This is a genomic window from Parasphingorhabdus sp. (assembly GCF_048269865.1).
Classification (GTDB): Bacteria; Pseudomonadota; Alphaproteobacteria; order Sphingomonadales; family Sphingomonadaceae; genus Parasphingorhabdus.
In genome coordinates this window covers 1-15,651 of the sequence record NZ_JBLWUA010000012.1, presented here as the reverse complement: position 1 = coordinate 15,651, position 15,651 = coordinate 1, and the positions used below count along the sequence as shown (strand labels likewise).

5 protein-coding genes and 1 pseudogene are annotated in these 15,651 nt (G+C 58.5%); all 6 read left to right on the top strand.

Annotation, left to right across the window (positions count from 1 at the left end; all coding sequences use genetic code 11):
• The first annotated feature begins 1 nt into the window (after position 1).
• Positions 2-673 (top strand): nitroreductase, encoded by a 672-nt coding sequence (locus ACN0WW_RS15260; protein WP_417613730.1) that lies wholly within the window; start codon positions 2-4, stop codon positions 671-673.
• Positions 674-914: 241 nt separating this feature from the next.
• Positions 915-4,007 (top strand): CHAT domain-containing protein, encoded by a 3,093-nt coding sequence (locus ACN0WW_RS15255; RefSeq protein WP_417613729.1) that lies wholly within the window; start codon positions 915-917, stop codon positions 4,005-4,007.
• A complete protein-coding gene (locus ACN0WW_RS15250; protein WP_417613728.1) occupies positions 4,007-6,061 on the top strand; it encodes a CHASE2 domain-containing protein in 2,055 nt (684 codons plus the stop codon). Before ACN0WW_RS15255 ends, ACN0WW_RS15250 begins: the two co-directional genes overlap by 1 nt.
• Positions 6,048-6,848, top strand: coding sequence for a hypothetical protein (locus ACN0WW_RS15245; protein WP_417613727.1), 801 nt, complete (start codon positions 6,048-6,050; stop codon positions 6,846-6,848). Before ACN0WW_RS15250 ends, ACN0WW_RS15245 begins: the two co-directional genes overlap by 14 nt.
• Before the next feature lie 100 nt (positions 6,849-6,948).
• Positions 6,949-8,742, top strand: a complete 1,794-nt coding sequence (locus ACN0WW_RS15240) for a ShlB/FhaC/HecB family hemolysin secretion/activation protein (RefSeq protein WP_417613726.1) — start codon at positions 6,949-6,951, stop codon at positions 8,740-8,742.
• A 46-nt stretch (positions 8,743-8,788) separates the two neighbouring features.
• A pseudogene (locus tag ACN0WW_RS15235) lies at positions 8,789-15,651 on the top strand (hypothetical protein); the annotation flags it as partial.

Here is a 15,651-nt window from a genome sequence, read left to right as displayed (position 1 = left end):
GATGAACGTAACCGAAGCCGTCAATTCCCGCCGTTCCATCCGCCAGTTTCTCGACAAGCCGGTCGACCGGGCAACGCTGGAACAGATATTGAAAACGGCGCAGCGTTCTCCCTCCGGCGGCAACACCCAGCCCTGGAGTGCAGTCATCGTTGGCGGCGACGCGCTCAAGGATATCACTGCCAAGATCAAGGAAAAAACCAAGACCGCCCCGATGGGCGAAAATATGGAATATGCGATCTATCCCAAGGATCTGGATGGTCGGTACGAGGAACAGCGCCGCGCGGTCGGCCGCGACATGTTCGAAAGCATTGGTCTGGCACGCGAAGATAGCGCAGGCAGAGTCGCGCAAATGGCGAAAAACTGGGACAGTTTCGGCGCTCCCGTCCAGCTGTTTACCTATACCAGAAAATATATGGGTCCGCCGCAATGGTCCGATATGGGCATGTGGCTACAGACGGTCATGCTGTTGCTGCGCGAGGCAGGCCTCGACAGTTGCGCGCAGGAAATATGGGCCATGTACGGCACCTATATGCGCGAATTGCTGGGCATCGACGATGATCATATTTTCTTCTGCGGGATGGCGATCGGCTATCGGGATCCGGATGCCCCGATCAACAATTTTGCCGTCCCCCGGACTCCGCTTGATCAGGCGATAGAGATACGCGGCCTTTAAGAGCGATCCCGCTGATTTCCATTGAACAATGTCAAAACTGTCCCTGAATGTGACGAGAATCACCCAATCCAGCGTTGGTGTCGTTATTTTCCTATAGTGTGCTGGGATTCCCGGCTTAATTGTTGTAGCTGATAAAACGTTCGGGTCGCGACGGGCGTTGCATTGAGTCTGAGGGGCTCATCAGCGCGTATAGTCCTATGGGGGGTCCTTCGTGCACCGGGCAAAAACTTGTACACTATCTTTGGCGCTTGCAGTCGCAGCCAGTTCGACTGCGGCTTTTGCCCAAGGCACTCCGACCCTGTTGCGCGACAGTTTTCCGATCGGAAACAGCGAAGGCATTTTGTGCCAGGTTCAGGATCGCAGCATCGAGAACAAGGCCAAGGTGAATATGTTCGACCGCAGCTGGGCGGTGGTCTGTCGCGATTCTGCTCGGCCGGTCGGCTTTGTCTATTCATCCCGCTCCGCTGAACAGCCACTGCTGGACCGTATCGCAAAAAATCGGCGTGAACCGGTCAGCTGCCCGGAAGAGCAACCGTCACAGGCTGCGCTCGACGGATTTCGGCATATTGCTTGCAAAATTTCTGGAGAACCGGTCGCCTATTCGCAGATCGTCGGCGAACAGGATGGCATCAGCTATGTTGCAGAAGGTCTTGCTGCCTATGACAGCGCGACGCTGCTCGCACTCAAATCTGTTCTGCAGGGGACGGTGGCCGCCGGTAAAATTGACGTTGCTTCTACCTCGGTAGAGGATCCCTTTGCCTTCGCCCGGGTCCAGGCTGCGACGCTTAAACCGGATCAGGCGCTGGCAGAAGGCTATCGGCGCAACCTCAGCGGTAATTATGCCGAGGCTGCCGCGTTCTTTGAAACATTGCAGCAGCGCACGTCCGGGATGGAGGGGGAAGACATCAACCCCCGTGAATATCTGATCAACCGGGCGCTGCAAAAATCCAATCTGGGCGAGTTTGCCGAGGCCGACGAACTGTTTGAGCAAGCCGCTGCTGCAAACGATGGCAACCCTGTGACCGAACGGCTGCAACGCAATTTCGAAGCTATTCATCTGCTCAATCAGTCCCGATTTGATGCGGCCATCGAGCGGATCAACCGGCCGCTGAAAACATCGCTGATAGAGCAAAGCAAGCCGACTCAGGGGCTTGAAATCACGGCTCCTATTTCAAGCCGGATCAATGGCAGCGCAAACGCCCGCACTCTGCTGGCCTTTGTCGACGAAACAAAGTTGAGCCCGCAGGAACGTGCCGAAATTATCGACGCGCAGGCGCTGCAACTTCTCGGCACGGCACAGCGCTTGAATGGCGATCTTGCAGCCGCTCGCACGTCGCTTACGTCAGGTTATAATCGCGCTGTCGGAGTGCGGGACGGCCGCGTGACATCAATCACCCGCCTGCGCGCGCAAACGCTGGCGGAGCTCTCGCTCATCGCAGAAGCCAACGGCGATCTGAACGACGCGGAGCAGTTGCTTCGGGACGGACTGGATATCCTCGAGGTCCAATATCCGGAAACCAGAGCCGTCAACGGTGCCAAGGCCCGCCTCGCCGCTTTTCTGCTTCGCAACGGAGAAGAAGCGGAAGCGCGGCAATTATATAGTGAAGTGATCGATAGTTCGCTGGGCGAACGCAGCGCGATTTCCGGCATGGCCAACCAACTCGCACCCTATTTCCGTCTGCTTGCCGCAGATGAATCGGCAGCCGACCAGTTTTTCAAGGCGGCGCAAATTTTGGTGCGGCCCGGCGTCGCCGAAACCCAGGCCGTTCTCGCGCGGGAGTTGAGTGGCGGGACCGATGAAGCGTCTCGACTGTTCAGACAATCTACCAATCTGGCGCGAAATATCGAACGGTTGCGGATACGCTTTGCGGCGCTGGCAAGAGTCGAGCAGACCGCTTCGGTCGCCCGGCAAAAACAGGATCTTGCATCTGAAATCGAGGCGCTGGAAAGAAGTCAGCAGTTCACCCAGTCCCGATTGTCAGAGTTTCCGCAGTATCGCGTGGTCGGTGATCGTTTTCTCAGCCTCGACGACCTCCGTTCCGCCCTGACGCCGACCGAAGCCTATATGCGCATGGCGATCATCGGCGGTGACATCTTCATGTTTTACACCGATCAGACGGATGCGAAAGTCTACCGCGTGCCGCTGGCGGATGCTGCGCTCGACGAAAAGGTCGACACCATCCGCGCTTCCATATCGGTTTTCGAAAATGGCCGGAACGTCACCTATCCCTTTGACATTGAAGCCGCACGCGAACTGTATGCCGCGCTTTTCGCGCCAGTGTCAGACGAGCTTTCGGACAAAACCCATCTGATTTTCGAACCCGATGGCGCGATGCTGCGCTTGCCGATCAATTTGCTGGTGACCGATGATCAATCGGTTGCGCGCTATTTCGAAAGAACCGAAGCGCCCGACGGCGATCCGTTTGATTTTACCGAAGTGCAATGGCTCGGCAGAAATCTGGACATCAGCACGGCGGTATCCGCGCCGGCTTTCGCCGATGCGCGAAAGGCACCGCAATCGGATGCCTCCCATCAATATCTCGGGCTGGGCAGAAACCAGCCGGTATTCGCCAGCACCAGCGTCGCAACGATCCGCGGCGGGGCCGAAAGTCAGGACGCCAATTGTCAATGGCCGCTCAGCCAGTGGAACAGTCCGATATCGGATCGCGAACTGGTCGAAGCCAAATCGTTGATTGGCGCCGGCAATTCCGAGCTCATCACCGGGGCCGAATTTACCGACACCCGGATCCTTTCGAAAAACGACATCAACGATTATCGCATTTTGCACTTTGCGACACATGGCTTGGTGACCGCGCCCAGTCCTTCATGCCCGGCAAAGCCGGCTTTGGTAACGTCCTTTGGCGAGGGTGGTTCGGACGGCCTGTTGGCTTTTGACGAGATTTTCGACCTGAAGCTCGATGCGGATATCATCATTCTTTCGGCCTGCGATACGGCAGGCCAGGCCAGCATAGCGGCCACCCGCGAGGCCGGCGTCAGCAGTGGCGGCGGCACCGCTCTGGACGGTTTGGTCCGGTCTTTCGTCGGTGCGGGCGGACGTTCTGTACTCGCCAGCCACTGGCCAGCGCCGGATGAGTTTCTGGCGACAGAAAGGCTGATCAACGGGCTGTTCAGCGGCGGTCGCGGCCATTCGATCACGGGCGCACTCAGACTGTCACAACAGCAGCTGATGACAGACCCCCTCACGTCACACCCGTTTTACTGGGCTGGATTTGCCCTGATCGGTGATGGTGCCCAGCCATTCTTGCGCGGCGCCGGAAGCCCTGCCGCCAATAGCGAAGCATCTGTAGCAACCACGAAAGCAGCGCTGAACTAGTGAGCGAAACCACCCCAGCAACGGACCCGGTGACCAACAACCGCGATGTCGACGAAGGCGCGAGGGGTGTGTTGCAATCCCTGCGCCGCCTGTTCGACCAGCTCGGCCCGATCCGTATGGGGTCGACCGCCCTGTTCCTGGTGCTGGCGCTGCTGGTCGCGCGCTACAGCTGGACGACACCACTGATTCAGGAAGCAGAACGCGCGCTTTATGATTTGCGCGTCTCGGTATTCGCACCGGAAGTCGACAAAGACGAAAACATCGTCATGGTCGTATATAATGAGGACACGTTAAAGCTGACCGGGCAGCGGTCGCCCGTCGACCGGACGATCTTGGCGCAGGCGCTCGAAACGATAGACGCCGCCAATCCGAAATCGATCGGCATCGATATTCTGTTCACGATGCCGCAGGACGATGACCCGCTGCTGATATCCACCTTCAAGAAGATGAAGACGCCCACCTATCTCGCTTATGCCGACCCCAGGGAAAATCCTGAAATTACATTCGCAGAACATGAATTTCTACAGCAATTTTTTCAATCCGTAAGCGGCGAGACAGTTAACCCGACCAACATCAAACTGGAAACGGACAGCGACGGCGTCCAGCGCAGATGGACTCCGCACAGTCCCGGAGCGCCGCCGTTCATGGCCATCGCGCTCACCGCCCCCAACCCGAAATTTGCCGAAAATGACGGCGCTATCCGCTACCATGTGCCGGCAACCACCGACGTGCCGGTGTTCGACAAGTTCCCGATCGAGAGCTTTGCCGATCCGACCATTGCGGAGATGCTTACCTCCTTCATTGCCGGCAGGCATGTTCTGATCGGCGGCGATTTCATTGATCGCGACCGGTTTGAAACGCCGGTTGGCGGCCTGGCCGACATGCGCGGTGATGACGGCAAGATGATCGGACTCGAAGTCCATGCCCATATGCTCGCCCAGCTTCTCAATGACGACCTGCCCAGCCCGATCCCGGCCTGGACCCTGTGGTTGGCGGCCCTGATCGTTGCAATCTGCGGCGGTCTTTCCGCTCTGATCATCGGCAACGCCTTGAAGGTCGCGTTCATCCTGATCGGCCAGTTTGCATTTTTTCTAATCTTTCCCTTTTTACTGCAAAATATGGGAGTCGACACCTTGACGCTGCCGGCCTTTGGCTGGGCAACCGGATGGCTGCTCGGCTACGCATCGGTCGGCTCGGCCGCTCGCACACTCAATTCGAAGCAACGGGCCTTTGCCCAAAGCGCGCTCGGCAAATATCTCCCCAAGTCCATCGCCAGCGAAATATTGAAGCATCCCGAAAAGCTCGCGCTGCATGGCGAGAAGCGGAAAATCTTTGCGGTTTTCACCGATCTCGAAGGCTTTACGAAATTGACCCACGCGATCGAACCGGAAATGGTCGCAACTTTGCTGAACGATTATCTCGACCGGTTGAGTGAGGTTGCGCTGGAATATGGCGGGACCATCGACAAATTCGTCGGTGACGCGCTGGTGACATTCTGGGGTGCTCCGATCAGCTATCCCGACGATGGCGAACGCGCCGCCAAAGCCGCCTATGCGCTCTATCTGGCGGGCGAGGAATTCCGCAAAAACGTGCCCGAAGGCGTCCCTGCTATCGGCAGAACCCGGGTTGGCATGCATTATGGTGACGCAATTGTCGGCAATTTCGGCGGCGATGGCCGCATCCAGTACACCGCCCTGGGTGACGCGATGAACACAGCAGCACGGCTGGAGGCCGCGAACAAAACGCTCGACACAAAAGTCTTGCTGAGCCGGGAAGCGATGGAGCGCACCGGTCTGGACTGGTTCCGGCCGATGGGCCGCATCACCCTGCGCGGCCGGTCAACACCGGTCGATGTCTTCGAACCGGTTCCGGACTGGGATGAAACAGATCGGGCAGCAGTGACCGCCGTCATAGCGGCCCATGAAAAAGGTGATACCAACAGCATCCAGGGACTGGGTGCCATAATCAAGCGATATGGCGGAGACCTCGGTCTCGTGAACTTACGCAAACGATTGGAAAAAACAAAACATGGAGAAAGCTATGCCCTTGGATAAAAACCTGTCGGTACCATCCGGCAAATTCGCATCCCGCTTTGCAAAAGCGGCTCTTGGTTTCGCACTGCTGATCGGCGTTGGCGGCACGGCGATGGCGCAGAATATGGTCATCCGCTCTACCGGCCCTTCTGCCAGCAGCTATCCGGCCGGCAAAAAAATGGCCAATGACGCAAAAATCTCGCTCAAGGCTCAGGATCGGGTCACGATCCTAACCAAATCCGGCACCCGTGTTCTCAAGGGCCCGGGAACCTATTCTCTGGCTCAGGGAAGCGGTGCGACGTCAACGGCCTCGACACGGCTGTCGAGTTTCATCAACAATCGCGGCAGCAGCCGGGCCCGGACCGGAGCCGTGCGGGGTGCCGCCAGCGACGTTGTGGTCACGCCGAACAATCCCAATCTGTGGTTTCTGGACGTCACCAAAGGCGGCAAATTCTGCGTCGCAAACCCCAAGGGGCTGGTTGTCTGGCGGCCGGATTATACCGGATCGGCCACGGCCTCAATTGTTGAGCCGTCAAATGGCAATGTCACCGAGATCGCCTGGCGCAAGGGCAACCCGCTGAAAGCCTGGCCGAAGGACGTTTTGCCCGTCACCAACGGAGCGAGCTACCGGCTGCTTGGATCCAGCGCCGAGCAAGCGGTGGATGTCAGCTTTGTCATTTTGCCAAATGAGCCCGCCGATCTGGACGAAACGGCAGAGGTTCTGATCAATAACGGATGCACCAGCCAGTTGGACCTGCTGGTGGAAACCCTCGATGCGGCCAGCGAACAGACGGACAGTCAGGGGTAGTCTTGGAGGAATAGCTGCCGTCCCGACCGAGCGGAGGGACGGCAGTGCCGGCATGATGCCATCATTGGGTGGGCCGGCAGAGTGAAAAACGGGGATATACATGACGCGACTACGCACTATTTTTCGTACAACGACACTGGCCGGCAGCGCCATGTTATGTTTGTCGAGCCTGCCCGCCTTTGGGCAGTCTTCTCTTGCCGTACCGACCAGAGAAGAAATTCAGCGCGGCGTGATCGAAGAAGCTTTGAAGGGCCAGTCACAGCCCCTGTCTTTCGAGGGTGATGTCGAACGGTCCGCCTGCCCGCTCGCGGGCCCCGAATTTTCCGACGTCCGGTTTACGCTGCGGTCCGTCGATTTTGCCGGACTGATTGCAGCCGACCCCGCATCGCTCACCCCCTCTTACGCCCAATATGTCGGCCAGGAGGTCCCCGTAGCGGTTGTCTGCGATATTCGGGACCGGGCAGCAACGATATTGCGCAATGCTGGCTATCTGGCCGCCGTGCAGGTGCCGCCGCAGACGATCGAACAAGGCAATATTCGGTTCGATGTCCTGATGGCGAAAATGACCGCAGTCCAGGTCAGGGGCGATGCAGGACCCTCGGAAGGCCTGCTGCAAAAATATATCGAGAAGCTCGCGGCGCAGCCGGTTTTCAACATCAAAACCGCTGACCGCTATCTTCTGCTCGCCCGCGACATACCCGGCCTTGATGTCAGGCTGGCCCTCCGGCCGGTTTCAGCGGCATCTGGCGGCAAGCCGGGCGAAGTTGTCGGAGAGTTCAATGTCATCCGCACGCCGGTCTATGCGGACGTCAATATTCAGAATTTCGGTTCCGAGGCGGTCGGACGTTTCGGCGGTCTGGCGAGAATTCGCTTTAACGGCCTCACCGGCTTTGGCGACGAAACCATCATCAGCGGCTATTCCACCGCCGATTTCAAAGAACAGCAGGTCCTGCAGGCCAGCCATGAATTTCGGGTTGGCGGCGAAGGCCTGAAATTCGGTGGCAGTTTCACCTATGCATGGACCAAGCCGGATGTGCCGGGTGGCTTCGATATCAAGTCCGAAACACTGGTTGCGGGCGCCTATGCAACCTATCCGTTCATCCGCAAACAAACGCACAATCTGTTCGGTACCGTCGGCCTCGATTATATTGACCAGCGCACCGACTTTCTGGGCACGCGTACCAATGAAGACCGTTTGAGCGTCGCGTACGCCAGAATCGACTTCAACCAGATAGAAGCCGGAAGCATCTCCGGTCGCGGCGGTTATTCCGCTTTTGAACCGAAATGGGGCATGGGCGGCTCACTGGAGATCCGGCAAGGACTTGATATATTGGGTGCCAGCCAGGGCTGCGGACCGGCCTTCGTCAATTGCATCGGAAAAACCGTCCTGCCGACCCGCGCGGATGGCGATCCAACGGCTTTCGTACTCCGGGGGCAGGCAAAAATAGACTATCGTCCGACGCCTTTGCTGGCTTTGACGCTGAAACCAAGACTGCAATATTCGCCGGAAGCGTTATTTTCCTATGAGGAGGTTTCGGGCGGCAACTACACCATCGGACGCGGCTATGATCCGGGTACGATCATCGGCGACAGCGGCTATGGCCTACAGACCGAAGTCAGCTACGGTTCCCTGCAACCCCAAAGCTTCGACGATATCGCGCTTCAGCCCTATCTGTTTTTCGACATGATGGCGGTCTGGAACAAGAATATTCCGGGTGATCCACAAAAGCTTTACTCTGCCGGGGGCGGCTTGAGAGCCACGATCGGTCAGCAAGCCAGTCTCGACCTGATGACGGTGGTACCGCTCAAACGCGCCGGCTTTCAAACGCGCCGGGACAGCGCCCGCGCACTGCTGACGCTGACCGTTCAGCTGGCTCCATGGCGGCGACAATGATCACAGCAGGTTGCGAACGAAAGATATTTGAACTGAGGACGGCCAAATGACGAGCAAGATGCAGCACACACAGGGACAATCCGGCTCCAGACAATCCGGAAAACTGCGATGGCTGTCAGGTGGTTCTCTGGCGGCTGCAGCATTTCTGCTGGTTTCGGCTCCTCAAACGGCTCATGCGCAGCAGTTGCCACGCGCACCGGGCATGATGGCAGAAAATGCCCCGCACGGCAGAAATGTAAGCATTCCCCGGCCGGAAATCGCCCACAACCAGCCTCACAATCGCTCGGCGGATTTTAACCCGCGCGACGTCAGGATTTCCGCCCCGCTCAATCCGCTTCCGGTCAACGACGTACGGATTTCTGCGCCCGCCGATCTGATGGTGGAAAACATCCGGATTAGCGCACCAGCGACGCTGTCGGGTGCCAATCAGCCGCAGCGTCCTGCGGGGATGGCTGCGATCAATGAACCGCAGGCGACCGGGCCACGAATTTCCGCATCTCAGGCCTTTCAGGCCAGTGCTACTTCGGCATCCGCACTTGCGACAGTTTCAAGAGCATCCGATGCCGATATCGTGACCGTATTCGGGCCGGAAACATTCATTAACTGGGCCCCTCTGGATACCGCGAACAGCGATGATCTGATCAACATCCTGCCAGGCGGCACGACCCTCAACTTTGTCGGCCCGGATACAGGCTATACGGTGCTCAACCGGATTTTGCCGACCGGCACCACAACGGCCGGCGACCCCCGCGGCATTGCGTTCAGTGGCGACGTTTCCAGCCGTCTCGGTGACATTGATGGTTCCATTGGCGGCAATATCTGGTTTTACAGTCCTGGCGGGATCGTGGTCGGTGCGGGATCGACCTTTGATGTCGGCGGACTCGTCCTGACGACCAACGATATCGATACAACCGGTGGCCTGTTCGGTGCGGGCGGCGAAATCCGGTTCAACGGAGCCGCAGGCAGCCTGTCATCGGTCACCATCGAAAATGGCGCCACGATCAACGCTCTCAATGACCGCAGCAGCTATGTCGCGATGGTCGCGCCGCGCGTCGTCCAGGGCGGAACGGTGAATGTCGACGGCTCGGTCGCCTATGTGGGTGCGGAGCAAGCGGAACTGACGATCAACAATGGCCTGTTTGATATTGCCATCGGCGTCGGCACCACCGACGGCAATGGTGTTGTCCATAGCGGCACAACGACGGGACCAGCGTCCACGCCAACGATCAGTGCCCGGGGCAGTGTAACCGACGCCGATGCGCAGGCGATCTATATGGTCGCCGTACCGAAAAATGATGCGCTGACCATGCTGGTCGGCGGCAATCTTGGGTATCAGCCCGCCTCCAGCGCCTCCATCGTCAATGGCCAAGTCGTGCTCAGCGCCGGCGCCAATGTTGCGACAACCGGCAATCAGACCGACGCAAGCTTTGCAATTGACAAAAACGCAGCGGATTCAGATTCGAATATCCAGCTGCAAAATGTTTCTTTCGGATCATCGGTCTCCACCTTTGCAACCAACGGGCTGAGCGCAACCGCTTCTTCCGTGACTGATCGCATCGTCAGCGACAACTCGGTTGGCTCGCAGGACCTGCTGCTGGAAGCCAGGAACCAGCTTGATATCAACACCACCGGCGGTGGCTCGATCGATGTAAACGGGGATCTTACGCTGCGAGCCGGAACCGACGGTGTCGGCGGAACGATCAACATCAATGCCGACCAGGTCGGCGTTGGTACTCCAATAACCAGCGGATTACTGGTCGCTGGCGATCTGGTGGTCGATGCAAGCGCGCAGGGGCTGGACGACTTTTTCACCGTTCGCAACAATGGCGGCACCGGCATTGGGCAGGATGCAGTCGGTGGCAATATCAACATCAATATCAGCGGCGACGGCGACCTTGTGGTGGGCGGCACCGCTCGATTTAATGCCAGCGCTCAAGGCGGCAAAGGTGAAAACCAGAACGGCTCCGGTCAAGGCGGCAATATTAATCTGACTTTGTCCAGCGGCACGTTCAATGTTACCGACTTCACAGTTTTCGATGCCCAGGTCATCGATGCCGACGAATCCAAACTGGCAGGAAATGGCCCCGGCCTGATCGGCAGCGACAGCGTTGGCGGAAACGTCAACCTTCTAATATCCGGCGGTGCCGTCACCACCGGCAATATTTTTGTAAATTTGGATTCCATTGCATCGGTTGGCGCGCAGTCCGGCGGCGCACAAAGTAACAATGCGACGTCCGGTTCTTTTGATTTGCGAATGACCGGGGGCACACATGTCATCAACGATCTTTCCATTCTGGGCGTCGCCGATGCCGGCACTAGCTCGTTCGATGCAGCCGGCACGGAGACCTCCGGCATTACCGAATCAGGAACCGCCAACTTTCTGATCGACAACAGCAGCCTGACCATCAATTCTGACCTGAACATATCACTCGGCAGCTTTGGTGTTTCGCCCGAAAGTGCAACGGACAGGGTCTCTCTGACGGTACAAAATGGCGCTAGCCTGACGGTCGGGGGAGTTCTCGATGTCGAGACATCAGCCTATAATGGCGTCGACACAAGCGCCACCACCAGCGGCTCTATTTCAGTCTTGGTAGACAATGCAACCATCACCACCGACGGCTTGTTTCTGGATTCCTCTGCCAGACCGAACGACAGCTTTTCGTTTTTCTCCACGGATGAGGGCCGCGATTTTCAGGGCGGTGACATCAGTCTAATCGCTCAAAATAGCGGGACCTTGACCTCTGGATTCTCTTTCATTTCCTCCAATGCCACGGGCAATGACACCAATGCCGGAGATGGAACCGGCGGCGATATCCTGATCAACGCCAATAATGGTTCTATTAACTTCACCAGCAGTGTTTCCATCGATGCCAGCGGCGTCGGCGGCGTCGGCGGCAGCAAGGACGACCCGGCCAGCCTTGGAGTCGGAAGAGGCGGCGCGATCACCCTTCGTGTTGAAGGAGCCAGCGGGGCTTTGTCGTTTACAGATCTGGGCATCGATTCTGACGGATCGATTTCCGTTGGCGGCGAAGGTGGGGCACCGCCTTTTGCCGGCGACGGCGGCTTCGGATTTGGCGGTAGTGTCACTTTTGACGTGCTCGGCGGCACGCTCAAGGCGGATGATATCGACGTCGGGTCGGATGGTTCCGGCGGCGGTGGCGGAGACCTGGTGCCAACAGCGCCGCTGTCATCGACTGCAGCACAGGCGGCACCCGCGGATCTGACCGTCGTGAATGCTCCATTTGCTGGCGGAACTTCGGTCGGCGATGGCGGCGATGGCCAGGGTGGCGATGTTACCTTTAATCTGAACGGCGGCAATGCAACGGTCAACAATCTGACAATTTCCGCCAACGGCTTCGGTGGTGATGCAGCCTATGGCAACATAAATAACGGCACTGCCGGGGGTAACGGCGGTCGCGGCATAGGCGGCAACACGACATTCAATGCCCAGGCGGGAACGTTGACGGTCACCAGCACATTGACGGTATCCGCGGATGGCAACAATCAGAATATTGCGCCTTATGGTTCCACCGGATCGGGCGGCTTCGGATATGGCTCCGATGGCGGCGCCGGTGGTGCCGGTATCGGCGGGACAGCGACCTTCAATCTGGACGGCACCGCGACAATCAATGCCGATCAGGTCATTGTCAGTACCAGCGCCACCGGTGGATATGGTGGATCAACGACCTATGCCGATGATGGGCTGGGCAATACCATCCAGGCTGGCATTGCCGGCGATGGGGGCGACGCGACGGGTGGGAATGCCGCGTTCAACAACAACGCAGGAACCCTGAACTTTAACCAGCTTTCTGTGAATTCAATTGGCACTGGCGGCGACGGCGGCCGGGTTTTTGGCTTTTCGACGCAGGATGCCGATAATGACGGTGGCAATGGCGGAATCGCAAGAGGCGGCAATGCCACGATCAATATCAATCAGGATGACCTCAATAATCCCGTCTATGTGGTAAACGCCAGTGGTGTCGGCGGCGACGGCGGTGACGGACTGAATGGCGGCGATGGTGGCGCAGCCTTTGGCGGTGTCGCGGCGATCAACATAAACGGCACGACCGCTATTCTCGACGACCCCTCCATCATTGCGACGGCTACCGGCGGTGCCGGTGGCCAAGGCAAACTCGACAATGGAACGCTCAATGCTGGCGATAGCGGCAACGGCGGAGATGCGACCGGCGGCACTGCCCGTCTGCAGGTGACCGGCGCCGGTGGCAATATCGATCTTAGCTTCATCACCCTGCAATCGGACGCCACCGGCGGACAAGGCGGCTACGGCTACTCCAATTTCTCTGGAGACGCCGGCAGCGGCGGCGATGGCGGCAACGCAACCGGCGGGCGGTCGGAACTGGTCGCGCGAACGGGCGGTACGATCAACCTGGCTGTGAGTACGTTTGATTTCACCAGCACCGGAACCGGCGGCGCTGGCGGCGATGGCGGATATTCATACGCCAACGCAACCGGCGACGGTGGTGATGGTGGATTTGGGGTCGGAGGCACATCGCTATTCCTCGCTCAGGGCGGCACGATCACTGGTCAGGATGTCAACTTCACGACCGCAGGCATTGGCGGCGATGGCGGCGTCGGTGGCACATATGGATATGGCAGCACCAATGGCGTGACCGGAACCGGCGGCACCGGAACCGGTGGAACGGTCACAATCGAGGTGCAGGAAGGTAGTCCGGGGATCATCACGCTGAACGATGTCGTCGGCGCCGCGAACGGCACCAGTGGCGCGGGCGGGTCTGTCGCTACCGGAACTGGCGGCCGTATCGAGATCAGCGACAGCTCAACCGACCCGGCCGGGCTCATCACGCTGGCCAGCCTGACCGCGACCGCCTTCGATTCGGACAGCGGCTCTATCACACTCGCCAACACGACGCCGCTAAGCGGTTTTTATGTGACCGGTGACAGCGACGCCATCACCATAGCGGGCGATCTGACGGTCAATGTAGCCGGCAATATCGAATATAGTTTCGATGGCAGCGGGCAGATGGTGGTTGGTGGAAACGCCGTTCTCAACAGTGGTCAGGATATTCTGATTGACCACTCCAACAATGCAACGCCGGTCAATTCCATTGATGTCGCCGGAACATTCAATGCGTCCGCGCAGGGCAATTTCATCGCTTCTGCCGCTTCGATCCTCAACGCCGGATCGACAATGAATATTCGTGCCGAGCAGAACGCATCGGTCAATGACGCGCGCGCCGTAACCAATCTTGAACTGTCCGCGGGACAAAATGCCACGCTCAACAATGCAACCGTTACCGGAGCGCCCCTGACCAGTGCCATCACCTTCGGAACGCGGATCGATTCAGGCGTTACGGTCCTGGCGGGATTTAGCCCGACTCCGACCCCTACCCCCTATGATCCGAATTATAACGCGGCCGTCACCGGCACTGTAACCTCGACCGGCTTCGTCAATGTAAGCGCGGGCGGAAATGCGACCTTCGATGCCGCAGCAAATGTGATGTCCGACAACGGCATTCTTGTCAGAACCGGAGACGACATCATTGTCGCAGCCGGAGCGGTGCTGCAAGCTGCAGTGAACCCCGCGGATTCCGCTGACCTTTTGTCGCCATTCCTGACCGAGAATAATCTGATCTTGGATGCCGGAGGATTGCAGTTCAATCTGAATTCGGCGCCGCTGACTCCGATCGCCTCGATCGTCGCAGCGGGCACTCTCAATGCCAACAGCTTCGCGGTCGACCTCACGGCCAATGCTATAGATGGCCTTGGCGGCACAGTGATCGCCAGCTCCGTCTCCGCGGACGTCAGAAATTCGCCCACCAACGCAGCGATCGCTGCCTCGGGCCAGTCCGATGACAACGGCCTGCTCAGCGCACAATGCGTAGAGGGGAATGTGTGCCTCGGCATCCTGAGAACCGACAATATCGTTCGCATCGGCCGGGCCAGTACCCCCGACGTCATTCAGGCCATAATTGAAGGCGGCACGATCGCCGCAGACGACATTCTTGTCACCACTCGCCGTGACATAATAATGGGCACCGATGGTATCGCCACCGTACTCGACGCAGCGAACCAATTCCTAGTCCAGAGTACCCAGGGCAACGTCGACCTGCGCAATGCGACTGCGAGCAGCACCAGCATTCAGGTCAGTGCGGTGAACGGCAGCCTGCTGGGGTCGGGATCGCTGATCAGCGCGAATGATATCGGCATTACCGTTGGCCAGGATATCAACGCGACTGCTATCAATGCCGGCGGTCAGCTGACAACTATCGCCAATCTCGGCGGCGGGTTCGAAACCTCCTACACGGTTCCCGGCAGCATCAACGTCGGCACGCTGAGTCAGGGAGGCGCTACCAATGTCAACATCATCGCTGGCGGCGATATTTCCTTCGGCAGGATCAATCTCCCCGCCAACCGGTCGATCACGCTGAACGCCGCCACTGGCGATGCGTTTCTCGGCAGCAACAGCAGCGCGACATCAATATCCGTCCTCGGCAATAATGTCGGCTTTAATGACCTTCTGTCGACCGGCACCATCACGCTGAACGCGGCGGCCGGCGACCTGACGGGCAGCGGTCCCGGCAACCTGTCGGCAAATGGTGTGATCAATCTCGATGCCGCCAATGATATCAGCTTCGGCAATGGAACAACCCCGTCAACATTTACCGCCGATGCAGGGGGTGCGATCAACTTCGGCAACGCAACTGGTCGCGATATCCAGTTTACGGCAGCCACCAACATAACAGGCACGAACGCAATTTCGGCCAATGCAACTGGCGGGTTAGCCGACCGCCTGGTGCTGAACGCCGGCGGTGATGTCAGCCTTACCGGCACCGCTCAAGCGCTGGATGTTGTGAATATCGACGGCGTGAATGTCTCGATTGGAACATTGGACTCCGACGACGGTGATATCCTGGCGACGGGCGCGGT